At 69.7% G+C, this 23,789-nt stretch carries 23 protein-coding genes and 1 pseudogene; 12 read left to right on the plus strand and 12 right to left on the minus strand.

Features of this window, described 5'->3' with window-relative positions; all coding sequences use genetic code 11:
* Positions 1 to 16 precede the first annotated feature (16 nt).
* From ACIGXP_RS07070 to ACIGXP_RS07090, 5 genes and pseudogenes are all read left to right on the plus strand, one after another.
* The gene (locus tag ACIGXP_RS07070; protein ID WP_399764959.1) at positions 17 to 1,456 is read left to right on the plus strand and encodes an FAD-dependent oxidoreductase; all 1,440 of its coding nucleotides are present in this window, start codon (positions 17 to 19) and stop codon (positions 1,454 to 1,456) included.
* Between the two features lie 27 nt (positions 1,457 to 1,483).
* Positions 1,484 to 2,362: a sugar phosphate isomerase/epimerase family protein gene (locus ACIGXP_RS07075; RefSeq protein ID WP_399764962.1), complete on the plus strand. Its 879-nt coding sequence runs from the start codon at positions 1,484 to 1,486 to the stop codon at positions 2,360 to 2,362.
* Positions 2,363 to 2,622: 260 nt separating this feature from the next.
* A complete protein-coding gene (locus ACIGXP_RS07080; RefSeq protein WP_399764965.1) occupies positions 2,623 to 3,861 on the plus strand; it encodes an MFS transporter in 1,239 nt (412 codons plus the stop codon).
* A gap of 76 nt (positions 3,862 to 3,937) precedes the next feature.
* Positions 3,938 to 4,531 (plus strand): D-glycero-alpha-D-manno-heptose-1,7-bisphosphate 7-phosphatase, encoded by a 594-nt coding sequence (locus ACIGXP_RS07085; RefSeq protein WP_399764968.1) that lies wholly within the window; start codon positions 3,938 to 3,940, stop codon positions 4,529 to 4,531.
* Positions 4,532 to 4,647: 116 nt separating this feature from the next.
* A pseudogene (locus ACIGXP_RS07090) lies at positions 4,648 to 4,952 on the plus strand (transposase); the annotation flags it as partial.
* Positions 4,953 to 5,367: 415 nt separating this feature from the next.
* Here the strand turns inward: ACIGXP_RS07090 and ACIGXP_RS07095 are convergent.
* The 3 genes from ACIGXP_RS07095 to ACIGXP_RS07105 form a co-directional block, all read right to left on the minus strand.
* Positions 5,368 to 6,609 (minus strand): cytochrome P450, encoded by a 1,242-nt coding sequence (locus ACIGXP_RS07095; protein ID WP_399764970.1) that lies wholly within the window; start codon positions 6,607 to 6,609, stop codon positions 5,368 to 5,370.
* A gap of 449 nt (positions 6,610 to 7,058) precedes the next feature.
* The gene (locus ACIGXP_RS07100; protein WP_399764974.1) at positions 7,059 to 7,451 is read right to left on the minus strand and encodes a hypothetical protein; all 393 of its coding nucleotides are present in this window, start codon (positions 7,449 to 7,451) and stop codon (positions 7,059 to 7,061) included.
* 976 nt (positions 7,452 to 8,427) lie between these two features.
* On the minus strand, positions 8,428 to 9,609 hold the full coding sequence (locus tag ACIGXP_RS07105; RefSeq protein ID WP_399764976.1) for an acyltransferase family protein: 1,182 nt from the start codon (positions 9,607 to 9,609) through the stop codon (positions 8,428 to 8,430).
* Positions 9,610 to 10,301: 692 nt separating this feature from the next.
* Here ACIGXP_RS07105 and ACIGXP_RS07110 point away from each other — a divergent pair.
* A complete protein-coding gene (locus ACIGXP_RS07110; protein WP_399764979.1) occupies positions 10,302 to 11,555 on the plus strand; it encodes an Ig-like domain-containing protein in 1,254 nt (417 codons plus the stop codon).
* Positions 11,556 to 11,878: 323 nt separating this feature from the next.
* On the opposite strand, the gene ACIGXP_RS07115 is transcribed toward ACIGXP_RS07110, so the two are convergent.
* Positions 11,879 to 12,586: an AAA family ATPase gene (locus ACIGXP_RS07115; protein ID WP_399764982.1), complete on the minus strand. Its 708-nt coding sequence runs from the start codon at positions 12,584 to 12,586 to the stop codon at positions 11,879 to 11,881.
* A gap of 153 nt (positions 12,587 to 12,739) precedes the next feature.
* On the opposite strand from ACIGXP_RS07115, the gene ACIGXP_RS07120 reads away from it, so the two are divergent.
* Positions 12,740 to 14,107, plus strand: a complete 1,368-nt coding sequence (locus ACIGXP_RS07120; RefSeq protein ID WP_399766137.1) for a cellulase family glycosylhydrolase — start codon at positions 12,740 to 12,742, stop codon at positions 14,105 to 14,107.
* Here ACIGXP_RS07120 and ACIGXP_RS07125 read toward each other — a convergent pair.
* A complete protein-coding gene (locus ACIGXP_RS07125) occupies positions 14,094 to 14,243 on the minus strand; it encodes a hypothetical protein (RefSeq protein ID WP_399764985.1) in 150 nt (49 codons plus the stop codon). The two genes, ACIGXP_RS07120 and ACIGXP_RS07125, sit on opposite strands and share 14 nt — an antisense overlap.
* Here ACIGXP_RS07125 and ACIGXP_RS07130 point away from each other — a divergent pair.
* From ACIGXP_RS07130 to ACIGXP_RS07140, 3 genes are all read left to right on the plus strand, one after another.
* On the plus strand, positions 14,242 to 14,919 hold the full coding sequence (locus ACIGXP_RS07130) for an SGNH/GDSL hydrolase family protein (protein ID WP_399764988.1): 678 nt from the start codon (positions 14,242 to 14,244) through the stop codon (positions 14,917 to 14,919). The genes ACIGXP_RS07125 and ACIGXP_RS07130 overlap by 2 nt on opposite strands.
* Before the next feature lie 30 nt (positions 14,920 to 14,949).
* Positions 14,950 to 16,404: an MFS transporter gene (locus ACIGXP_RS07135; protein WP_399764990.1), complete on the plus strand. Its 1,455-nt coding sequence runs from the start codon at positions 14,950 to 14,952 to the stop codon at positions 16,402 to 16,404.
* A gap of 266 nt (positions 16,405 to 16,670) precedes the next feature.
* On the plus strand, positions 16,671 to 17,018 hold the full coding sequence (locus ACIGXP_RS07140; RefSeq protein ID WP_363219298.1) for a tetratricopeptide repeat protein: 348 nt from the start codon (positions 16,671 to 16,673) through the stop codon (positions 17,016 to 17,018).
* A gap of 81 nt (positions 17,019 to 17,099) precedes the next feature.
* On the opposite strand, the gene ACIGXP_RS07145 is transcribed toward ACIGXP_RS07140, so the two are convergent.
* The 3 genes from ACIGXP_RS07145 to ACIGXP_RS07155 are packed head-to-tail and all read right to left on the minus strand — an operon-like array spanning position 17,100 to position 18,682.
* Positions 17,100 to 18,029, minus strand: coding sequence for a M56 family metallopeptidase (locus ACIGXP_RS07145; protein WP_399764993.1), 930 nt, complete (start codon positions 18,027 to 18,029; stop codon positions 17,100 to 17,102).
* Between the two features lie 6 nt (positions 18,030 to 18,035).
* Positions 18,036 to 18,434: a BlaI/MecI/CopY family transcriptional regulator gene (locus ACIGXP_RS07150; RefSeq protein WP_399764996.1), complete on the minus strand. Its 399-nt coding sequence runs from the start codon at positions 18,432 to 18,434 to the stop codon at positions 18,036 to 18,038.
* A 41-nt stretch (positions 18,435 to 18,475) separates the two neighbouring features.
* A complete protein-coding gene (locus tag ACIGXP_RS07155) occupies positions 18,476 to 18,682 on the minus strand; it encodes a hypothetical protein (protein ID WP_399764999.1) in 207 nt (68 codons plus the stop codon).
* 22 nt (positions 18,683 to 18,704) lie between these two features.
* On the opposite strand from ACIGXP_RS07155, the gene ACIGXP_RS07160 reads away from it, so the two are divergent.
* On the plus strand, positions 18,705 to 19,349 hold the full coding sequence (locus ACIGXP_RS07160) for a peptide deformylase (protein ID WP_399765002.1): 645 nt from the start codon (positions 18,705 to 18,707) through the stop codon (positions 19,347 to 19,349).
* A gap of 8 nt (positions 19,350 to 19,357) precedes the next feature.
* Here ACIGXP_RS07160 and ACIGXP_RS07165 read toward each other — a convergent pair whose 3' ends face one another.
* Complete coding sequence (locus ACIGXP_RS07165) at positions 19,358 to 20,788, minus strand: NAD(P)/FAD-dependent oxidoreductase (protein WP_363219292.1); 1,431 nt, start codon at positions 20,786 to 20,788, stop codon at positions 19,358 to 19,360.
* Between the two features lie 131 nt (positions 20,789 to 20,919).
* Between ACIGXP_RS07165 and trxA the strand changes: the two genes are divergently transcribed.
* Complete coding sequence (gene trxA / locus ACIGXP_RS07170) at positions 20,920 to 21,294, plus strand: thioredoxin (protein WP_363219293.1); 375 nt, start codon at positions 20,920 to 20,922, stop codon at positions 21,292 to 21,294.
* A 46-nt stretch (positions 21,295 to 21,340) separates the two neighbouring features.
* On the opposite strand, the gene ACIGXP_RS07175 is transcribed toward trxA, so the two are convergent.
* From ACIGXP_RS07175 to ACIGXP_RS07185, 3 genes are all read right to left on the minus strand, one after another.
* A complete protein-coding gene (locus ACIGXP_RS07175) occupies positions 21,341 to 22,342 on the minus strand; it encodes a LacI family DNA-binding transcriptional regulator (RefSeq protein ID WP_399765006.1) in 1,002 nt (333 codons plus the stop codon).
* Between the two features lie 338 nt (positions 22,343 to 22,680).
* The gene (locus tag ACIGXP_RS07180) at positions 22,681 to 22,962 is read right to left on the minus strand and encodes a hypothetical protein (RefSeq protein ID WP_399765009.1); all 282 of its coding nucleotides are present in this window, start codon (positions 22,960 to 22,962) and stop codon (positions 22,681 to 22,683) included.
* A gap of 110 nt (positions 22,963 to 23,072) precedes the next feature.
* Positions 23,073 to 23,753 (minus strand): TetR/AcrR family transcriptional regulator, encoded by a 681-nt coding sequence (locus ACIGXP_RS07185; RefSeq protein ID WP_399765012.1) that lies wholly within the window; start codon positions 23,751 to 23,753, stop codon positions 23,073 to 23,075.
* Between the last annotated feature and the right edge of the window lie 36 nt (positions 23,754 to 23,789).

The following is a 23,789-nucleotide window of genomic DNA, read 5'->3' on the forward strand; positions in this document are numbered from 1 at the left end:
CAACCTTGGGGTGTCAGTGGAATCGTTGGCCGACGTCGAGACACTCGTGGTCGGTGCCGGAATGGCGGGCCTCGCCACGGCGGCGGAACTCGGCCGGCGGGGCCGGGGTTCGGTAGCCGTACTGGAGGCCGGACCCGACCGGGGACGCACACACATCCAGAACGCATACTCCTCGACCGAAGCGCTCCAGCTCTGGCTGCGCCCGGAGACCGACCCTGACTTCCACCGTCCCTATCAGACAGCCGACGGGGCCTACCGCGGCTTGGCCGGCCTGCGTCGACGGGTCGGCGGCCGCTCGCTCTACTGGGGTGGCGTACTGCTGCCCATCGAGCGCTGGGCCCTCTGCGAGCACTGGCCGGAAGCGATCGTCACCGAACTGACAGAGACATGGGACGGGGGGCCGTCGTTGTACCAGCGGGTCGTCGACGATGTGGTCGGCTGGGGTGCCGAGCCTCCTGGAGCACCCGGGCTGACCCTTGGCACGCTGGAGTTCGATCGCACGCCGCACGCCACCCGCACGGAACGCACCGGAAAGTGGAGCGCTTTCAGCCCGTTGGCATGGTGGGAAGACGACGGCGACCCCAGGGTGCGCCGCGTGCCGATCCTCGCCGGCCATGAGGTTCTGGGAGTCCGTGTCGAACACGGCAGGGCGACCGGCGTGCTGGTACGCACCGCGGACGGTGAGCTGGGCGACCTGCGTGCGAAGCGGGTGGTGCTGGCCGCCGGTACGATCGTCAACAGTCGGCTGGCGATCCAGGCACTGGCTGACACCGATGCCGCCGCACCGCGTGAGCTGCCGGGACTCGTGGACAAGATCTCACAGGGGTTCACGGTCGCCTTCACCGATACCGAACGGCTTCCCGATGCCGTCCGGGCGGCCGCTCACGAGGGCCACGTCTACCACCGGACCGGTACCGCCGGTACCCGGTCCAACCACTTCGTACGCTTCACCGAAGGGGTGAACGGCGCGATCAACCTGGACAGCTGGACCATGGGCGAGCAGCGCCGCGGCCCGCACGGCCAGGTGCGGTGCGACGGCCACCACGCATGGCCCTGGCCGACGACCGTGCACGCCCCGTTCGACACGGCCGATGAGACAGTGCTCTCCGCGCAGCGATACCTGCTCGGCGAACTGTGGGCCGAAATGGCGCGACTCCTCGGTGTCCCGGCCGAGCCGCTCCAGTTCTCGACGCGGCATGGTTCGCCCGACCTGGCCGACCGGCTGACAGCGGTTCGCAGCCCGACACCACTGACCTACAGTTTCCCGCTCGGTTCCGAGCAACACGAGGCCGGAACGCTGGCTTTCGGTGAGGTCCTCGACATCAACCACCAGTTCACCGCCGTAGAGGGTTTGTACGCGTGTGGGCCGTCGGTGATGCCACGTACCGGAGCGGCGAATCCGTCGATGACGACACTCGCGCTCAGCAAGCGGTTGGGAGCGGCACTCGCCGGGTGACAGGCAGCGAGCAGAGAGGGAATCCAGATGCAGGGCATGGCGATCGCGGTATCCGGCACCGAGTTCACGGACACCGACGGCGTGGACGGACTGATCGAAATGGCCAGGTCTGCCCAGTGCGAGGCGGTGGAGTTCTGGTACCCGAAAAACGCCCTGCGCGACGGTGTCGACGCCGCACTGCGCAAGCTGGACCGTGCCGGGCTGCGGACAGCCTGCGTGTCGACCCCCAGCCAGCTCTACGGTCCCGGCGAAGCGGACTCGGTCGCGCTTCTCCAAGAGGCGATCATGCTGGCGGCACGAACCGGTTGCAACCGCGTGAACACCTACTTCGGCCACGCGCCGCTGGTCGACGACCAGCGTGCGACCGAGGCATACGCCCGCGCGCTGGCACCGGTCCTCGACCTCGCCGCGACGGAGAACGTGGTGATCGTGCTGGAGAACGAGTTCGACGCGTTCGGCTGGGACCCGGCCGGGTCCGACATCAGCAGGCGGCCGGCAGCACTGGCGGCGCTGTTCGCTCGGGTCGACTCACCCTGGTTCGGCTTGAATTTCGATGCCGCGAATTTCTTCTGCGCGGCGGTTTCCCCGGTCCGCGACGCATTGCCCCTGCTCCTGCCGTGGGTGCGCTACGCCCATGTGAAAGACGTACGTCGAGCGTCGGTGGCAGAGCCCCCGCGCGACGGCTGGATCCGCTACACCGATCACGGCAGGGCCTATGACACGGCGCCTCTCGGCACCGGGGAACTGGACTGGCCGGAGCTGATCGGAAGCCTTGCGAGCGCGGGTTACGACGGGCACCTCACCCTCGAACCACACTGCGTGCCGTCGATTCTCCTGACCGAGACGGCCGGGGCAGCCGGCTACCTGCGCGAGGTGATCAAAGTTCACGCGCCGTCCCACCGATGAAACGGAGAATCCCTCTCACCAGGCCTGATCTGCTCCCGCGTGTGCTGCGGCAGGCGGCCGTGTGGGGGTCCGTCGGGCAGGACACCGAGGTCGTAGCGGTCGCGTCAGCCACCGGTCGTCAGTGACCGGAGCGTTCTGGGAAGGACCTTCGATGAGGAGTACATCGCCTTGCTCAGCCGACACCGTGAATCCGTCCCCGCCCTGCGGCACGTCGCCACACTGTTCCGTGCCGTTCCCGCCCCCGACCCGACGGAGGGGTCGTGACCTCCACGGCCGCCGAGCCGTCGCTGTGGCGGAACCGCGACTTCGTCACGCTCTGGAGCGGTCAGGTCGTCTCCACCCTCGGCGCCCGGACGAGCGCGACAGCGATGCCGCTGCTCGTACTGGCCACAACCGGCTCGCCCGCCGACGCGGGCCTGGTCGGAGCCGCCGGCACGCTGCCCTTTCTCGTCGCCTACTTACCGGCCGGACCGCTGGTGGACCAGTACAACCGCCACCGGATCCTGCTGACCAGTGAGATCCTGGCCGGTCTGGCTCTGTCCACCGTTCCGATCGCCCTGTGGCTGGGACTGCTGACGGTTGCTCAGCTCATCGTGGTCGCATTCGTCCAGGGGCTGTGCTTCGTGTTCTTCAGCGTGGCGGAGACGGCCGCCCTTCCCAGAATCGTGCCGGCCGCCCTGCTGCCCGCGGCTGTGGCCCAGAACGAGGCTCGCAGCCGGGGCGCCGCTCTGGCCGGTGGACCGCTCGGCGGCCTGCTCTTCGGAATCGACCGCGCCCTGCCCTTCCTGGCCGATGCGATCTCCTACGCCGCCGCCTCCGTCGCGCTGCTGTACCTCCGCAAGGACCTTCAGAGCAAGACGACCGTGCCGAGCGAGCCGCTGTGGCAGGCGACGTTGACAGGACTGCGCTGGATCTGGCGCCACCCACTCATCCGCACCGCCGTCCTGCTGATCACCGCCACCAACCTGGTCTTCCAGGCGTTCGTCCTGACTGTCGTCGTTCTCGCCCAACGCCACGGTGCCACTCCCGGCGCCGTCGGCACGATGCTCGGCATCTACGCCGGCGGCGGGCTCGCCGGCGCCCTGGTCGCCGGCAGGGCCCACCGCTGCTTCACGCCCAAAATGGTGATCATAGGCGTCAACTGGATCTGGGCCGCGCTCCTGCCGCTCTTCCTGCTCACCACCGACCCCCTGCAGATCGGGGTGATCGGCGCGGCCACCTCGTTCCTCGGACCCGTGTGGAACGTCGTGATCTTCAGCTACACCGCTCTCCTGGTCCCCGACGAAATCCTGGGCCGGGTCACCAGTGCCGCGATGACCCTCGCCTGGGGCGTCATGCCCATCGGTTCGCTCGGCGCAGGGCTGTTGCTGACAGCCGCGGGCCCCGACGGTGCCGTCCTCGCTCTCACCGCCGTCATGGTTGTCACCGCGGTCGCCGCGACGATCAGCCCGGCCGTTCGCCATGCTCCGCCGCTCAGCGCACCCAAGGAGGCGGTCTGAGGGTGCGCTCCGTCGCAGCCACCGCGTTCGTGAGGGCGACCGACCTGTTCCACGCCGTCGGCACCCGTGCAGTGGTATGACCGGCCCGGAGCACACCAGCGCCGTTCGGCGGCCGGCGGTGTTCCTCGACCGCGATGGCACCCTCACCGAGCCCCGGCACTATCCGTCCCGCCCCGAGGAGCTGGTGCTCCAGGCGGGCATCGGGCCACCGCTGCGCGCTCTCCAGCAGCATGGTTTCGCCCTGATCGTGGTCACCAACCAGAGCGGACTGGCCCGCGGCCTGATCGACGAGGCCGCCATCGCGCCGATGCACCAGCGGCTGCGGCAGCTCCTGGCCCGCCACCGGGTACGGCTGGACGGGATCTACCTGTGCCCGCACCATCCGGACGGTGTCGTGCCGCGTTTCTCCGCCGCCTGTGCGTGTCGCAAGCCCGCCCCGGGGATGCTCCACAGGGCAGCCGACGACCTCGGTTGCGATCTGTCCTCCTCGTGGATGGTCGGCGACTCCGTCTGCGACATCGACGCCGGCCGCCGCGCCGGAACCCGCACCGCCCTCGTCGGACCACGGCCCCTCGCCGGCGCCGTGCCGACCCTGCACCGGACCACGACTGTCCAGGCGCTCACCGCCATTGCGGGCTCCGAGATCCCCGGTGTACGAGGATTGAGTTGACTCCGTTGCTGAATAGTGTGTCCCTCCAGTCCGACGGAGACTCTTACTGATCGTTTCAGAAACGAGATGTACTCGGTGGTCTTGTGCCTGGAAATCTTGTTCGGCCTGGTGTCAGGGTGCGCTCCGGTCTTGTTCCGGATGACCTGGTGGGAGCGTGTGGCTCCGCTCCTGCCTCCTGTTCCTGAACGGCGCCGCCGCTGTCCCGGCGCTTGCGTGTTGCGGACCGGTGTCGCATGGCGCGACGTTCCCACCGAGGTCGTGGGCTGCTCCGGGGTGACGGGTGGCGCCGACTGCGGGACTGGACCGAGGCCGGCGTCTGGCCCGCCTGCACGCCGCCCTGCTGACCGAGCTGCGCCATGCGGACCTTCTGGAGTTGGACGACTGCGCCGTGGACGGGTCCAAGGCGGCAGCGAGAGTACGGGTGTCCGGTCGGTCCTCGGGGGCCCTTCGTCAAGAGTGCGACGGCGCCGGACAGAGGTGGTGCTCCATACTTCTGGATGCTCTCCGGTACCGGATCTTGTAGGGGTGGGGGTTACGACGGGGCTCCGCTGCCCGCACCCGATCTGCCGCCGGTACCGCTGAAACCACGCGGAAGAGTGCGCTGACCCGGGAGTACCCGGGTGGCGGGCGGCGGCCCGGATGTCGACTGGGCCGCCGAGGGAGTAGCCGGAGACCGCGAAGGCGTCCAGGCTCTCGGCGACGGCGGCCACGAGCTGGTCGGCCAGGTCGTCGAGAGACGGCAGCGTGGTACAGCGGGGGCGTCGCCGCTGCCGGGGTAGTTGATGCCGACGACCGACCGGACCAGGTACCTGGCGGTCGCCGCGCCGACGGGACTCTTACCAGGTGACAGGCAGGCGGAGCATGCCCTGGACGGTGTCACCGGCTTTGAAGGGGATGCGGTCGGCAGGCTCGGCGAGTTGGAGGCCGGGAAAACGGGTGAGAAGGCTTTGGAAGGCGATCTCGAGTTCGGCGCGGGCGAGGTTGCTGCCAAGGCACTGATGGATGCCGTGACCGAAGGAGAGATGGTGGCGGGTGGGGCGATGCCAGTCGAGGCGGTCGGGGTCGGGATAGACGGTGGGGTCGCGGTTGATGAGGGAAGTGGCGAGGATGACGCCATCGCCGGCACGGATGGTGTGGCCGGCGATCTCGATGTCCTCCACGGCCAGGCGCAGGGCACCGTCGTGGACGGAGAGATAGCGCAAAAGCTCCTCGACGGCAGCCGGGATGAGCGAGAGATCGGCACGCAATTCGGCCAGCTGCTGCGGGTGCTGGAGCAAGGTGTACGTCCCCAGCGAGATCATGTTGGCCGTGGTCTCGTGGCCGGCCATCAGCAGAGCCCAGGCGAAACCGGCCAGCTCTGCCCGGTCCAGGACGCCCTGGGCGAGCTGCTGCTCGATGAGTTCATCGATGAGTCCGTCGCCGCGGTCATGCTCCTTGCGGTCGATGAGCCGGCCGAAGTATCGCTCGAGCTGCGCGCGGCCGTCGGCAGCATCGGCGGGTGTGGCACCACGCAGCATCCGGCGGGCCTGCTCCTCGAAGAAGCCATGGTCTTCATAGGGCACGCCGAGCAGCTCACAGATCACCATGGAGGGCAGCGGCAGGGCGAACGCGCTGACCAGATCGGTGGGGCCGCCCCTGTCGGCCATGGCGTCCAGGAGCTGGTCCACAGTCTGCTGGATCTTCGGCCGCAGCAGGGCGGTGCGCTTCTGGGTGAAACTGGGGATCAGCATGCGGCGTTGGGCAGCGTGCTCGGGGTCGTCGTATCCCACGAGCGTGATACGGCGGGCGTTGAGTGCGGCAAAGCGGGCCGTGGACACCGGGAAGCCGGGCTGGGTGCGGTCGGAGGACAGACGAGCATCGGCCAGCAGGGCCCGCGCTTCGGTGTGTCCGGTGACCATCCACACGGTCCGGCCGTCGTAGAGAACTGCCCGTGCGAGCGGGCCGTTCTCAGCGGCTGGGCGGTAGCCTGCGGGTGGCTGGTAGGGGCAGCTGCGGTCCTGCGGGAAGGGGATCGGGACACCGCCCGGCGCCGGGGCTCCGGGTGTCCCGATGCTCGCGTCTGTTCCTGTGTCAGTCATCAAAGCCTCGCGTGGGTACGGATTGCGTCGTGATGATCTCCACTACATGCCGCGACGGCGCCACCGTCTATGCGCCTTTCGGCCACATGATCCAAGCCAGTTGAGGTTCGAGTACGTCGCCAGGATGGTCGAACCGGCGGTCACCGTCAGCTCGTCGTACGTGGTCCTGCCGGTGGTCAGGCGTAGGACGAGCCGCTGTGCTCCACCGGCCGTACGTCGAAAGCGCCGCTCATGCTGTGGCAGCAGCGGCTCCGTACCCATATCGCACCGAACGCTCAACTCCCGTCGCAGACATGGCGATCGGCTCCGGTTCCCCCTCACGGTGTCAGCCGCTGTTGGGGAGGCAGCCCAGGCCCAGGCAGAACGTCCCGCCGGCAGGCAGCCGGCGGGACGTTCCTGTGCCCAACCGTCGGAGGGCTTGGCGAGTGAGCGTCGCTCAGCGCCGAAAGCTACGCGAAATTCTTGGCCAGGGGGCCGTTCGCCGGCTTCGTGACCTGGAACGTCTTGGAGTACGCATGCTTCTCGTTGTCACTGTCCACACAGGTGACCTTGGCGGTGGCCGACGTTCCGTTCTTCGGAATCCCTGTGAGCACGACCGAGTACGGCTCGGACTCGTCGTTACCGGGAAGCTCGTCAGAGTCCGCGTTTCCCTTCTTGGGCGTTATCGTGATGGTGTCCGGTACCGAGTCCCCGAATTTCGCACAGCTCACCGTTCCTGAGACGGTGACCTTCACTGCGGCGTGTGCCGTACCAGTCACTACCACCGGAGCAGCGAGTGCCAGCGAGGCCACGACCGCGACGGAGCCGAGCGTCTTCCTTGTGTTGCTGCTGATATTCCGCATTTCAGACTCCCAATGTCCGGACGGCTTTACTGAGAGCACATGTTTACTGGGAGCACATGACCGCTTACGGCGCAAGCCACGCCGCCGATTCGCGCGCTGCATTCGCACGAGATGGCGCTGAGCGCCATTGGGGAGGCCACTTGGTTCCGGCTTCGCGCGCCAACTTCCTTGCGACGGAGCACTTCTGCAGGCGTGACGTACATTTCGACCCTAGCGAGCTGTGGGCACTGTGTCCACTTTTGACCCAGAGTCTGCGATCAGTCGACGCCCAAGGCAATCAAAGGCGACGTTCGCGTGCGGAGGCGGACCCGTCAAAAGTTTCTCGGCAGCCAGTCGACGGCGCTGACGGCGGCGTTGACACTGACAGGCCGAGCCGAAGCAGCCCCGCGGCCGGCGCCGCTCCGGCAGCGAGGTCCTTCTCCGGTTGTCCCGCAGACCGGGATGGCGCAGGGAGGTCAGCCACCCCATTACCTCCGACAGCCGGGAGTGGACGGCCGGTGCGGGCGACACGACGGTCCGCGACGAGCGGGGCACGAGCCTCGTACGGCTCACGGCACCGGCAAGCGGGCAGAAATCACCGTGGATGGCCCGCTGGCAGTGCTCGGCGTCACCTTATCCTTCCGACTGGTCCTGCACACCGAGCGCACTGACGACCCGGAGCTGACCCTCGCCGAGGAATACGCACGTGCGTCCGGGGTCAAACTGGGCCGGCGCGCTGGCCCCGCCGGCCGAGAAGGGTTCGGGCACGCGCACATGGCGGCCCGGCGGGCGGGAGCGCGCCGGGCACTGCGGGCGCAGTGAAGGTAGTGGTCACGGACAACGCTTGCCCCACCGCCGCTGATCCAGCCGCGCCACCGTTTCGAAGACATCCGCAACGAACTCCGACAACTCCCCCCGGAGCCGCTCCCCCTCCCCCAGCTTCGCACCGCGAAGACTCCCACCACGAGGGAAGATGACTCAACGTAACGACGCACTACTAGGGGGCCGGGGCGGCCGCCCGCTCCGTGCCAGGGGCGTTCGTCGTCGTGCTCGGGGCCGCGGCCCTGGCGCCCGCGGACCGGCCCCAGCGGCGCATGGCGGGGTTCTCGACCAGGATGTGCAGCAGCCAGGCGAGAACGAGGCTGATCGCCAGGGTCAGTCCGGCGTCGACCAGAGCCCCGTGCGCGCTGAGCGGCTTCATCCAGTTCTCGCGGTGGGCGGCACCGATGGGCCCGTACGAGACCACGAGGAAGTGCACCATGTAGAAGGTGTACGAGACCTCACCCAGCCAGACGAAGACCCGGTTGTTGAACGGTGTCCAGCGGCTGCGCACATCGGCCGTGGCCAGTGCGGCGATCGCCAGGGCGAGGGGGAGTGCGGTCGGAGCCACCGAGCTGTACACACCCGGCAGATAGGCGCCGCCCACGAAGGCCGCGGCCGCGAGGAGCAGGGCCGCACCGGGCTTGAGGCCGATCCAGCGCTTGTTCAGGACGATCAGGGCCATCAGGATCCCGAGGACGAACTCCAGGAGCCGGGTGACGGGGAAGTAGTACGTGAACCAGGTCGCCCACCAGGAGTTGGTCGTCAGCGGCATGTACGGCTGCGTCGGCAGCAACTGGGCGACGAAGGGCACCGCGAAGATCCCGACGGTCGAGGCGGCCACCCAACCCCACAGCCGCTGCGGACGGATGCGCCGGGCGAGCACCAGGATCCAGGGGAAGGCCAGGTAGAACAGCATCTCACAGGCCAGCGACCAACTCGGCGTGTTCGAACCGTAGTTCAGGATGACGTCCTGCCGTGGTATCCAGCCCTGAACGAGGAAGAGCGTGGGGGCGGTGTTGGCGGCGGTCACCGTGATGCCCGCGGAGATCATCAGGAGTACGGCGGCGGCCAGGGTGACGAGGTGGCTCGGGTAGATCTTCCAGAAGCGCCGGCGCCAGAAGCTGCGCCGCGTGTCCTCGGAACGGGCCACCCAGGTGAGGATGAAGCCGCTGAGGATGAAGAAGAACGACACTCCCGTCGGTCCGCTGGACTCGAAGAAGCGCTGGTATTTCGCCAGTCCGTGGTTCTGGAGCCGGGGGATGACGCTGGTCCCGACATGACAGAGCAGCACCATGAAGGCCGCGACGAACCGTATCCCGGTCAGTGACGGAAGCCTGGACTGTTCGTTCGTCCGCAAGGGCCTGAATCTAGCCGTTCGCATGTGGTCTCCCTCGGCCAAGTTTGTGTGGATCCGCAACGTGCGAGGCCCTCGTGGAGAACCGCTGGTGCGCGCGTGGAGCCCGCCCGGCTGGGCGGCGGGAACTGCATCGACGCTCCACGGGAGTTCGAGCCCGGCCCCTGAGGGTGGGGGCGTCCAGCCCTTCGGCGCGTTGTCCGCTTCGATCAGTTCCGAGGATGGTGGTCAGCCATGCGTACGCGTGAACTCACCATGACCGGAGCGTTCGGGTCACACCCCTCGACGCCGAGCTGTCCCTGCCCTGGCCGAAGAATCTCGACCTCGTCCCGTCCGAGCGGGACCGGGTGGTGCGCGGCCCCCACGTCGTCGCGGTCCCCCGGCACGAGGCCCCGCACGTACGTCCCTACCGGCTCCTCCACCGCGACCGCGCCCGGTGCACCGGCGCCGAGCCGGCCGCGGTCCTGGCGGACGAGGGCGTGAACGTTTGCCATCACGGTCGAGGAGTGGGAGCGGCGGGCGCCGTCGAACAGTGTCTCGGCGAGGCTCCCGATGACGCGTGGCCTTAACCACAAATTGCCCACTTTAGGACATATGCGCGCCCATAAATGTTAGACAGATACGTGCCTATAAGTGGATTCAAGCGGGTTGCCCCCCTCCGGCGATCAGCTCGCAGGTACGCAAGGACGAGTGGCATGGGAGAAGTTTTGATCACGGTACGTAAACCACGCAGCGGACTGCTGGCTACGGCCGGTGTACTCGGCGGCATACTCTCAGTCACGGTCTTCGGCGGTACCAGCAACGCTGCGACCAGCAACAACGACGCCGGGAACCCCCCGAAGTCGCAGTCGCCGGTGAATCAGGCGGCCGCCCCGGATGCTTCCGACGCCCGAATCAAGATCACGCCCGGGCAAGGTGCCTACGGCGTGGGGGTCAACGACCCCGTCAAGGTCACTGTCAGTGACGGCAAGCTCACCAAGGTGACCATGACCGCCGTCGCGACCGGTGCCGAAGTCCCGGGCACACTGTCCGCCGACGGCACCTCCTGGACGACGAACGGCCGGCTGGAGCGGGCCACCAAGTATCAGGTCGCCGCAGAGGCCGAGGACGCCAAGGGCCGCTCCGCCACCGGGAACGCCACGATCACCACGGTCTCCCCGGCCAACGACTTCATCGGGCACCTCTCCCCCGAGAACGGCTCGACCGTCGGCGTGGGCATGCCGGTGACGGTCAATTTCGACAAGGCGATCAGCGACAAGGCCGCCGTGGAGTCGGAGATCCAGGTCAGCTCCAGCAGCGGCCAGCGGGTCGTCGGTCACTGGTTCAACGACCACCGCCTGGACTTCCGCCCCGACACCTACTGGAAGCCCGGCTCCACCGTCACCGTCAAGCTCACCCGCCACGGCATCCAGAAGACGATCACGTTCAAGATCGGTCGGAGCCAGATCAGCACGGTCGACGCCAAGACCAAGCAGATGACCGTCGTGCGGGACGGCAAGACGATCAAGACCATCCCGATCTCGTCCGGCAGCCCGGAGCACCCGACGTACAACGGTCAGATGGTCATCTCCGAGAAGTTCCGGCAGATCCATATGAACGGTGCGAGCGTCGGCCTCAGGGAGAAGGACGGCAAGCCCTCGTACGACATCAAGGCCGTACCGCACGCCATGCGCCTGACCGACTCGGGCACGTTCATCCACGGCAACTACTGGGGTGCCGACTCGGTCTTCGGCAAGGTCAACACCAGCCACGGCTGCGTGGGTCTGAAGGACGTCAAGGGCGGCGGCGACGGCACACGGCCCGCCGCGTGGTTCTTCGACAACTCGATGATCGGTGACGTCGTGATCGTCAAGAACTCCGAGGACAAGACCATGCTGGCCGCGGACAACGGCCTCAGCGACTGGAACATGCCGTGGAGCGAGTGGGTCGCAGGCAGCGCGACCCACTGACTCCGCCGCGTGGTGCCCGAGGTCGTGTCGCGTCCGGCGCCGGGCCGGTACGTCGTCGCGTCCGGCTTTCGGCGAAGCGGCCCAGCGGTACCGCAACGTGCGGGCCGACCCGCAGGTGCGTGTCCAGGTCGAGGCCTGGTCGGCGCTGCGGCTGACGTCGCCGAGAGCAGGGCCTAAGCAATCGCTAGCCTCACCTCGACTGCGGCGTGATCGCCGTCATGGATCCACAGGTGATAGCTGCAGTCGAGGTCGGTGCCGGTGCCGGTGCGGCGAAGGTGCGGGCGGGGTTCGCCCCGTACGGTCATGCGGACGTGCTGCCACACTCAGTCGAGCACATGCCGCAAGTAGCTGTGCGGATCGGCGAGATAGCGGCGCCAGTGGTCGACCAGCGCCAGTTCGTCCCAGGTCGTTCGACGCAACCCGTGCTCGCCGACCTCGATGATGTCCGCACCGGGCAGTGCGGTCAGCAGCGGCGAGTGGGTCGCGCAGATCACCTGGCCGCCGTTCTTCACCAACTGGTCGATGTGCCCCAGCAGCTCCAGGCAGGACGTGAAGGACAGGGCCGCTTCGGGCTCGTCCATCACGTACAGCCCTGCCTGGAGGAACTTGCCTCGGAAAGCGGCGAGGAAGCCTTCGCCGTGGCTGACGGAGTCCGGTGCGAAACCCTCGCGGTCCAGCGCGTCCAGAGCCGTCTCGGCACGCAGGAAGAACCCCTTCCGGGCAGCCCAGCTCCCCAGCATCCGACGTCCACGCGGCGCCGCGTCGAAGCGGATGCTCTCGCCCAGCACCGACTTGGGGCGATGGCTGGCATGACGCCAGTCGTGCGAGCCGCCCCAGGAATCCAGGCCGAACCCCTCAGCCAGGGCCTCGACCAAAGTGGACTTGCCCGAGCCGTTCTCACCGACGAGGAACGTCACCGGCGCGGTGAAGCGCAGCCCGCCGACGATGAGGTCGCGCACACACGCCACCGACCAGGGCCACTCCTGATCGTCGTGGTCGTCCACATGCGCGTATGCACGTTCGACAATCATGCGGCGAGTCTCTCACGGGTGTCTCGGCCCCCAGCGCGTGACCATCGCCCGGGCACCGCTGGCCGAGGACGGCCCCGCACCACCCTTGAAGACACGACCGACTGCTGATGGGATGCGCGACACATCGCACCCGACGGCCCGGAGGTTCCCGTGGTGCTGCGAACCGCCTTGACGGCGAGCGCTGTTGTCGCCGCGCTGCTTGTCCCCACGACCGCCCGTCCCCCGCAGGCCGCGCGCGGCATACCCGCTCTCACCGACGAACACGGGCGTGTCCTCACCCTGCGCGGCTGGAACATCGAGGACAAGGCGAACCGGGGTGAGAAGGCCCTGACGGCCATCACCGAACGTCACTTCCGCGACATGCGGGCCAGGGGGTTCAACTTCGCCCGGTTACTGGTCTTCTGGGATGACCTGGAACCTCAGCCCGGTCGGTACAGCCAGACGTATCTGCGGAAGATCGAACGTCTCCTGAACTGGGCCGCTCGCTATGACATCAAGGTCGTGATCGACGCCCACCAGGACGTCTTCGGACCCGCTTTCGGCCACCGCGGCATACCCGAGTGGGCGACCAGGACCGATGGACTGCCGTTCACCGCGCATCCGGACGACTGGTTCGCCGAGTACTTCGAGCCGGCCGTCCAGCGCGCCTTCACCCACCTCTATCAGGACCAGGACCTGCAACGCGCCCAGGCCCGGGCATGGCGGGTCCTCGCGGGCCGCTTCGCCCACCATCCGGCCGTCCTCGGCTACGACCTGATCAACGAACCCATGGGCGAGCTGCAGCAGGGGGAGGACCTGCCGACGGCCGCCCGCCGGATCGAGCACGATCAGCTCACCCCCATGTACAACCGCCTGGCGGACTCCGTGCGTTCGGCCGACCCGGACGCCTGGGTCTTCGTCGAACCCACCCCGGTCGTGGGTGAGGGCGTACCGACCGGCCTCGGGCGCATCGACGATCCGAAGGTGGTGTACGCGCCGCACTTCTACAACGCCGCCATGGAGGCGGGCGCCGACTATGATCCGGGCGCCGGCTGGATCGAGACCTACGAGCGTGCCGTCACCGAGTACCCGAAGCGGTACAAGGTCCCGATCGTGGTCGGGGAGTGGGGGCCGCCCAACAGCTCCCTGCCGAACATGAAGCAGTTCTACCGGGACGCGATGCGCTCGCTGGGCCGCTACAGCTCCGGATGGGCGGGCTATGTCTGGTGCTACGGCGGCGGTTACTGCGCGGTCGACGATTCCGGCGCCTTCCGCACCCACAAGGAGCTGACCGCGCAGCCGTACGCGGAGTCGGTGGCAGGCGCGATCCGCTCCGCCTCGTACGACCCCGACGATGCCGAGTATCGGCTGACCTACAGAGCGGCACCGCGCGGCTTGAGGTTGACAGAACTGTCCCTGCCCTCGCGCGCGTGGCGGATCACGACGGACGGCAACGCGGTCGTGCTGCGCAGGGCGGCAGGCAGGGCATGGGTCCTGGCCGCTCCGGGCAGCGACGTCACCCTCACCGTCAAGCCCGGCTGAACAGGGCTATCCGGGAACCGACTTCGAGATCGGCCGCCGGGCCGGCCGCGATACCCGGCACCACCTCCTCGCCGACCAGGGCCATGAGAAGCCGCCCTTGAGAAAAACATACGGTCGACTGTACGCTCTTCTGCATGGAGCAACCCGTATTCAACGAGGCGACCGACCCGTTCTGCCTGGACGAGGCGGAAGCCGTGGCATTGCTGACTGGAGCCCCGTGGGGCAGATATGGCGTCATCGGAGACAGCCTTTCGGCGGGGACCGGCGACCCCACCCCGGGCTACCGGGACCAGGGCTGGTCAGACCGGGTTGCCGGTGTCTTGCGGTCGGTCCGGCCGGATCTGGAATACCTCAATGTCTCCGAGATCGGGGCAACGACCGCCGGGACGCTCAAGAACCAGGCGGCCCGCATGGTCGAGTTCTGTCCGGACCTGCTCCACCTGCCCTGCGGGGCCAACGACATCGTGCGGCGCAGTCCGGACTTCGGTGAAACAGAGCGAACGCTTCGGCAGATGTACGACCTGGCGAAGGGCGCCGGCGCCTTGCTGACCACTTTCACGCTCGGCAGGGCGTATGTCGTCCCGGTCTTCCCTGACTGGCCGGAGCGAATTGCCAGGGTCAACGAGATCGTGCGCGGGCTGGCCGCCGAATACGACGCCATCGTGGTCGACATGTGGGATCACCCGGTCAACGATCGCGACAACCTGCTCAGCGAGGACCGTATCCACTTCTCGACCTCGGGTCAGGCCGTCATGGCGGCCGAGGTGGTCAAGAAGCTGGCCGGCTCTCTGGAGCGCATCACATCGGCATGATCCTCACCCGAAACAAAGAGGTCTCTTATCGTGGCAAGTAGTCAGCAATCAGCCAGTCGGCCCTTAGTGACCGAGAAAGCTGATGCAATTCCGTGGACGACCATATCGGTTGTGCTGACCGCACTGTTCATGGCGGTCCTGGACTCGTTCATCGTCGTGGTCGCCGACCCCTCGATCGCGGCGGACCTGCATGCGTCCGACAGTGATGTGCAATGGGTTCTGGCGGGTTATCAGCTGAGTTACGCGGTCTTCATCATCACCGCCACTCGCCTGGCCGACCTGTACGGCCGCAAGCGCATTTTCCTCCTCGGGGTGGCCCTGTTCACCCTGTCATCAGTCGCTTGCGCGCTCGCACCGAACGCGGGCAGCCTCATCGCCGCGCGTGTGCTCCAGGGCCTGGGGGCAGCCCTGATGGTTCCGCAGGTGTTCGCGTACGTCACCGTGCTGGTGCCGGCGGCGAAGCGGCACAGCGTGTACGGCGTACTCGGCATCGTCATGGGTATGGCCACCATCGGCGGGCAGATCGTCGGCGGACTGCTGATCGGCGCCAACCTTTTCGACTCCGGCTGGCGCATGGTGTTCTGGGTGAACGCGCCGATCGGAATCGCGATGTTCCTGCTCGCCGTGCGATATGTGCCGGAGACGGGCTCAGCCGCCGACCGCAGGCTGGACGTGCCCGGCGTCCTGGTGCTCAGCGCGGCCCTCTTCCTCCTGGTCCTCCCGCTCATCCAGGGGCAGGAGGCAGGCTGGCCAGGGTGGGTGTGGGGGTGCTTCGCGGGCAGCGCGGTCGCGTTCGGCTTGTTCGTCGCGATCGAGCGGGGCCTGGAACGGCGGGGCGGGGATCCGCTGGTGCCGCTGACGCTGTTCGGACAGCGCTCCTTCGCGCTCGGAATCATTCTCGTCCTGACCCTGTACGCCCTTATCTACTCGTATTACCTGGCCTTGTCGGTGACGTTGCAGCAAGGCCTCAACATGTCGGCGCTCGGCGCAGGCCTGGTCTACGCACCGGCGGCCACCGCGTTCTTCGTGTTCAGCATGGTGGCGAGCCGGACCATCCCGAAATACGGACGACGTGTCCTCGAGGTCGGGGTGATCATCATGGCGAGCGGTTACCTGGCGACCGGCCTCTTGCTGGTGTCCGGCCCGCGGATCACTCCGCTGCTCGTGATCCCCACCCTCGTGCTGCAGAGCGTCGGTGGCGGACTGGTCATCACACCGGCGCTCAACACGGTGCTGAGCCGCGTCGCGCCGGAGTCCGCCGGTGTCGCATCAGGGGTCCTGTCCACGGCCCAGCAGTGCGGCGGAGCGCTGGGCGTCGCCGTCATCGGAGCGGTCTTCTTCAGTTCGTTCCATCCCACGGCAGTGGGCAGGATTGCCGCCGCCGGCCACGCCTTCGCCATCGCGTCCTTCGGGACGCTCGTCATCGCCGTCATCGCGGGCATCGTCGTCTTCCTTCTGCCGAAGCGGCCAGCGGCCCAGGGCTGACTGCGTGGATCACCAGGCATGGCCAGGGCTGTCGGCAGGTGGAGTGGAGATGCACCTGGGTGACGTGGATGCGGGAGCTGCGAGTCCTGTCAGAGACGTCGCCGAGACCCTCTGTGCGCGGGCTGGAACGCCCCGGACCGCGGATGAACTCGGCCTCCTTCCACCCCGACGGGTCTGGCGCGCCGTGCCGGTGATCCAAGGTGGTGGAATATTAAACAACTGTGTTCCGTTGTGGCCGTCGAAGGAGGTCACGAGTGGAGACGCAAGTGGAGACCACGTACTACGACCACGGCACGCCGGCCGAGCGCTGGGAGCGCGCGCGGCAGTTCTTCGACGCCAAGGACTACACCGGCGCGGCGCGGGTGCTGACCGGGCTGGTGGAGGAGGTGCCGGAGCAGACCGGCCCCCGGCTGCTGCTGGCCCGCGCCTACTACCACTCGGCCCGACTGCGCCTAGCCGAGGCCGAGTTGCGGGTCATCGTCGAGCGTGACCCGGTGGAGCACTACGCCCGCCTGATGCTGGGCCGTACGCTCCAGCGGCAGGCCCGGCACGAGGAAGCGGAGCAGCATCTGAGGATCGCCTCGGCGCTCGCGGGCGACTTCCCGCAGGAGTGAACTGGAGGGAGGGGGCGAAGGCCACTGCGGTGGGGCGGCAGGCGTGGCGCACGAAGAAACCAGGTGATCCGTCCCCCGGGATCAGAGCGAGGCCGTCGCGCGCAGGAGCAGGAACAGGGTGACGGCGGAGTTCGCCGAGGACATCGCGGACACCAGCGCTCCGGCGGCGGCGCCCCACGCAGCGAGGCCGACCGAGGTGAAGGCCGGCGGCCAGGTGCGGGCCACGGGTGCGGGGGCCAGCAGCGCGGCGACCCGGCGCGGCACCGGACCGGTGGCCGCGAGCGCGGCGAGGGTGGGGGCCGGCGTGCCGGCGGAGAGCAGGGCCGCCGTGCCGATGGCCCGTGCGACGGTGCGCCGATCCCCCACCGCCCGGGCCGCCTCCTCGTCCGCCCAGCGCTCGGCCGTGTAGACGACAGCGGTGCGCAGCGGCCGCAGGAACGGGTTGGCGCGGGCGGCCAGGTGCGTGGCGAGCAGCCGGCGGTGGTGGCGGGCGGTCAGGTGCGCACGTTCATGGGCGAACAGGGCGCGCCGCTCGGCGGAGGTGAGCCCGGCCAGCAGCGCGGTGGTGACGACGATCCGTCCCCGGCCGCCGGGCAGGGCGTAGGCGTACGGCGTGCTGTCGGGCAGCACCGCCACCGTCCGGCCCGGCAGCGCGGCGACGGCCCGGCGGGCGCGGCGAGTGACCCGGAGGTGCCGGCGCAGCGTACGGACGCAGCCGCCCGCGACCAGGGCGAGGGCGGGGATGGCGGCCCGGCCGGCGATCTCGTCGTACGGGACGGCGGCCCGTACCTGCGGGTCGGACCAGCCGTCCGGGAGCGGGTTGCCGGGCAGCTGAGCGGTGCCGACGACCATGAGCAGGGCCAGACAGAGCGTGCTGCAGACGGCCATGACGAGGGCGACCGCCGTCAGCAGCCGGGTCGCGGTGCGCGGATGCAGCCGTGTCTCGGCGAGCCGGGCGACCGGCCAGGCGGACAGCGGCAGCACCAGCGGCAGGAAGACGAATACCCCCATGACCGGTCAGTCTTCCGTACCCGCGCCGCCGGTGTGCGGGGCGTCGAGCAGGGCCCTCAGGATCTCTTCGTCGCCCGGCGGCAGGGCGGTGACGAAGCTGGCCAGGACCGCCTCGCGGTCCCGTTCGCCGTCCAGCAGACGGCGCATGCGCAGGGCCGCTAGCCGGGCCACGTCGGCCGTCGGCGTCCACAGGAAGGAGCGGCCGTGGCGTTCGCGGGAGACGACGTCCTTGGCGAGCAGCCGGGTGAGGATGGTGACGACGGTGGTGTAGGCGAGGTCGCCGCCGAGGTGCTGCCGCACCCAGGCCGCGGTGACCGGTCCGTCCGCCTCGCGCAGTGCGCCGAGGACCTGGCCCTCCAGCTCCCCCTGCCCGCGCCGCCGGCCCCGGCCGCCTTCCCGCACCATCTCCGTCTCCCTCCGGCGTCGGCGTGTCGGCCCACGCTACTTCATGCCGGGCGCACCTTCGTATGCGCAGGTGCAGGGTCCGCGTCGGTGTGCGATCCGCCGAGGACCATGTCGACGGCGAGGGAGGCGGCCGACGGGATGCCGGGCAGCGGCACGAAGGAGCCGAGTACGGCGACGGTCCGGTGGCCGGGCCGCCAAGGGGCGGAGTTCTCCGGGGTTTTGGTGACCGGTGACACAGGGAGTGCCAAGAGGGCATGGCATGCTGACGCGATGGCACCTCCCCGTGATCACGCGCCGCTCGCCGAGCGGGTCGAGGAACTCCTCGCCGCCGGCGGCCCCCTGCCCATCGTCGCCGCCGGGCAGCCGGTGCTGCGGCGCGGTACCGAGCCGTACGACGGTCAGCTCGGCCCGGCCCTGCTCGCCCGCTTCATCGAGGCCCTGCGCGTCACCATGCACGCCGCGCCCGGTGTGGGCCTTGCCGCGCCGCAGGTCGGTGTGGCCCTGCGGATCGCGGTCATCGAGGATCCGGCCCCGGTACCGGAGGAGGTGGCGGTGGCCCGGGGCCGGGTCCCGCAGCCGTTCCGTGTCCTGGTCAATCCGGTGTACGAGCCCGTCGGCAGCGCGCGTGCGGCGTTCTTCGAGGGCTGCCTGAGCGTGCCGGGCTGGCAGGCGGTCGTGGCCCGGCACGCCGAGGTGCGGCTGCGCGGCGAGGACGAGTACGGCCGCGCGCTGGACGAGCTGTTCACCGGGTGGCCCGCGCGGATCGTCCAGCACGAGACGGACCATCTCGACGGCATGCTCTATCTGGACCGCGCCGAACCGCGCTCCCTGTCCACGAACGAGGCGGTCGCCGCGCTGTGGAACCAGCCGACGCCCCGGGCGGCGGCCGACGCGCTCGGCTTCGAACTGCCGTAGAGCACAGCTCAGTTGTCCCGGTACGCCTCCAGCAGCCGCAGCCACACCTCGCTCAGCGTCGGGTACGACGGGACCGCGTGCCACAGCCGGCTCACCGGGACCCGGCCGGCGACGGCGATGGTCGCCGAGTGGATGAGTTCGCCGACGCCCGGGCCGACGAAGGTGACCCCGCGCAGGATCTCGTCCTCCAGGTCGACGACCATGCGGGCGCGGCCCTTGTAGCCGTCGCCGTACAGGCCGGCGCCCGCGACGGAGGAGAACGCGACGTCGACGGCGCGGACGCGGTGGCCGGCCTGTTCCGCTTCGGCGAGGGAGAGGCCGACCGCGGCTGCCTCGGGGTCCGTGAACACGACCTGCGGTACGGCGTGGTGGTCGGCGGTGGCCACGTGCGCGCCCCACGGCTCGTCCGGCACGGGGTCGCCGGACGCGCGGGCGGCGATCGCGGCGCCGGCGATGCGGGCCTGGTACTTGCCCTGGTGGGTGAGGAGGGCCCGGTGGTTGACGTCGCCGACCGCGTACAGCCAGTCGGTGCCGGTCACGCGGAGGGTGTCGTCGACGTCCAGCCAGGAACCGGGCTCCAGGCCGACGGTGTCGAGGCCGATGTCGTCGGTGTGCGGGACGCGGCCGGTGGCGAAGAGGATCTCGTCGGCCTCGATCCGGTCGCCGGCGGAGGTGACGGCGACGACGGTGCCGTTCTGACGGGTGACGGACTCCACGGAGGTGCCGGTGCGGATGTCGGCGCCCGCGTCCGTGAGCGCTTCGGCGACCAGTTCCCCGGCGAACGGCTCCATGCGGTTCAGCAGGCCCTTGCCGCGCACCAGCAGGGTGACCCGGGAGCCGAGGGCCTGCCAGGCGGTGGCCATCTCGGCGGCGACGACACCGCCGCCGACGACGATCAGCCGGCCCGGGGCGGACCGGGCGCTGGTGGCCTCGCGGCTGGTCCAGGGCTTCACCCCGTCGAGGCCGGGCAGATCGGGCAGCTGGGCGCGGGTGCCGGTGGAGACGGCGACGGCGTGCCGGGCGGTGAGGGTGGTGACCGTGCCGTCGGGGGCGGTCACGGTGACCGTGCGGGGTCCGGCGAGGCGCCCGTGGCCGCGGTGGAAGTCGGCGCCGGTGCCCTCCAGCCAGGCGACCTGGCCGTCGTCCTTCCAGTGGGAGGTGTACGCGTCCCGGCGGGCGAGGACGGCCGGCGTGTCGAGCGGGCCCTGGGCCGCCCGGGCGAGACCGGGCAGGCGGCGCGCGTCGGCCTGGGCGATGACCGGCCGGAGCAGGGCCTTGCTGGGCATGCACGCCCAGTAGGAGCACTCGCCGCCGAGCAGTTCGCTCTCCACGAGCGCGGTGCTGAGCCCGGCCGCACGGGTGCGGTCGGCGACGTTCTCCCCCACGGGCCCGCCCCCGATCACCACGACGTCGTACGCGATGGTTTCCGTTTCCGTCATGGGGTCAGTCTGGTGGGTGGTGTGCGCCACGGCCACACGGGTAGGGGCGCGGGACACGTCGCGGAATACGTCACCGGGTGGCCGTGTTGTGCCCACGGCTTCGCCCGCACCTAGGAATGAGGGAGCACACCATGAGCAGCACCGTGGAGCTGACCAAGGAGAACTTCGACCAGACCGTCACGGAGAACGAGTTCGTTCTCATCGACTTCTGGGCGGAGTGGTGCGGGCCCTGCCGGCAGTTCGCGCCCGTGTACGAGAAGGCGGCGGAGAACAATCCCGACCTGGTGTTCGGCAAGGTGGACACCGAGGCGCAGCCCGAGCTGGCCGCGGCCTTCGGCATCCAGTCGATCCCGACGCTGATGATCGTCCGGGACAAGGTCGCCGTCTACGCCCAGCCGGGCGCCCTCCCGGAGCCCGCCCTGGCGGACATCATCGGGCAGGCCCGCGACCTGGACATGGACGAGGTCCGCAAGAGCATCGCGGCCCAGCAGGGCGGCGCCGAGTAACCCCCGGCAGGGTACTCACGGGGAGCGGGACGGCGCCGGCGCCGGGTCAGCTGGACTCGCGGCGGATCACCGAGGCACCCAGGACCGTGTGCACCTCGGGCTCGCCGCCGGGGTCGCGCACCGCCCGGTCGACCAGTTCGGCAAGGTCGCGGCCCGAGGGCAGCTCGATGTGGACGGTGCTGAGGCGGGGCCGCAGCAGCCGGCCCAGCATCAGGTCGTCGGCGCCGATCACGGCCACGTCCTCGGGGATGCGCAGCCCCTCGTCCTGCAGGGCGCGCATCAGCAGCATCGCGTACTCGTCGTTGTAGGCGAACACCGCGTCCAGGCTCAACTCCCCCCACTGCGAGGCGAGTTTCGCGGCGGCTTCCTCCGTGTACGCGAGCGGCAGCTCCGTCACGGCGGCGTCGGTGCCGTGCAGCGCCTGACGCACTCCGGCGAGCCGGGGCCGGGAGTAGACCTCCAGGCCCGACTCCTCGGGCACCACGACACCGATCCGGCGCCGGCCCCGGGCGTACAGATGGGCGCCCGCGCTCTGGCCGACGGCGTCGTGGTCCATCAGCAGGGCGTGCGCGCCGTCGACGCGTTCGGGGCCGAGGGTGACCACGGCACGGGCACCGGAGCGTTTGAGGACGCCGACGCCCTGCGGCCCGAGCTCCGCGCCGGGCACCAGGACGGCGACCGGCCGCAACTCCGCCCAGGCACGTGCGGCTTCGTCCCCCTGGAGGCCGACGGTGCCGTACTGCACCACGGTGTAGTCGAGCCGGCCGAGCGCCCACTGCAGCTCGTTGAGGAACCTGTTGTACAGGGGGCCCACCGGGATCGCCGGGGCGGGCATGAGAACCATGCGGCTGTGCCCGGCACGCAGGCTGCGGGCGGCGGCGTGGGGGACGTATCCCAGTTCCCGCGCGGCCTCGCGCACGCGCCGGCGCGTCGGTTCGCTGATCCGTACGGCGCTGGTGTTGTTGAGGACGTAGGACACGGTCGCGCGCGAGACGCCGGCCAGGCGGGCCACGTCGGCACTCGTGGGCGTGTTCGGTATCTGCACCATGACACTGCGCATCTTTACAGAGGGGCGGGAGCCGGGAGCAGGCGGGGCGACGTCGTTCACCGTTCCACGAGATCCGGCCCACCGAGCCCGCGCTTCTCGGGGGCACTGTCACACACCGTCTCCCGCGCGGACGCGCCACAGCCGCTGCTCGACATGTTCACGGCCCGAGCCCCTGCCCGACCGACGCCCAGCGGGCGCTCAGCGCGCCGACTGCCGGGCGGCCGGGGATCCGCGGCACCGACGGGGCAGGGGGCCGAGCTGGCGCGGGGGCGGCTGACGGGGCTTACGTGGCGGCGGCACTGGGGTGGCCGGCGGGCTTGCTGGGCGGCTGACGGGGCTTACTGGGCAGCGAGGCTCGGGCGGCCGGCGGGGCTTGCCGGGCGGCACGACCAGCGATCGACGAGGCTTACGGCCGGCGGAACCGGGCGGCCGACGAGCCCTGCGGGGCGGGACCGGAGCAACCGACGGGGCCACTGGCGCAGCGCGACTAGGGCGACCAGGGCGACCAGGGCGACCAGGGCGACCAGGGCGACCAGGGCGACCAGGGCGACCAGGGCGACCTTAGAGGCTTGTGGGGCAGCGACGCCAGGGAGTCCGACGAGGCCTGCACCCCGCGTCACCCGACAGCACCCGCCCCCGCCCACCTGGCGAACCCACACCTCCGCACAACCCACGACGCCGGCCCCCGCCTCGCCCGGCGACGTGGTCCCGCCGATCCGCCGGCCTGTTCTCAGCGGGGCGGTGGCGTGCCGGTCACCCGGGCGACCAGGTCGATCCAGCCGGCCTCCAGCCGCTCCATGGGCAGCCCGCACTGCCTGGTGTGGTAGTGGATCAGCGCGGGGTCCAGTGAGGCCAGCAGCGTCTGGGCGAGCAGTTCGCAGTCGGCGTCCGGCACGATCTGCCGCAGCAGCATGAGCACATGGGTGCGCAGAGCCTGGTGCGCCGGATGGGAGAACCGGCGGGTCGGCTCCGTCTGGGCGGCGAGTTGCAGGTCGAGTCGCTCGTCCGAGCGGTACAGCACCGCCACGCCGAACGCCCGCAGCCGCTCCAGGGGCGGCGCCCCGGGCCCCAGCGGCGGGGGCCCGCCCAGGAAGTCGGCCTGCAACTGCTTAGCCGAGTGGTCGAGCAGGGCCATCAGCAGCCCGGTGCGGTCACCGAAGCGCCGGAACACCGTCCCCTTGCCCACCTGGGCCGCGGCGGCCACCGCCTCCATGGTGACCCCGGCCACGCCGTGCTCCGCGATCAGCCGGGCGGCGGCATCCAGCAGCCGGGCCCGGTTGCGCGCCGCGTCGGCACGCAGGCACGGCCCCTCGGGGGAGGCACCGACCTCCAGCAGTCGAGGTCCGTCAGGGGGCTCAGGAGACGGCGGGAAGGGGGGCAAGGCGCTGGACATGAAGCCAGCGTAAAGCATCCGGAACAAAACTGGACCGCGGTCCGTTTAAGGTGG

Source organism: Streptomyces sp. NPDC053069 (assembly GCF_044546895.1).
Lineage (GTDB): Bacteria > Actinomycetota > Actinomycetes > Streptomycetales > Streptomycetaceae > Streptomyces.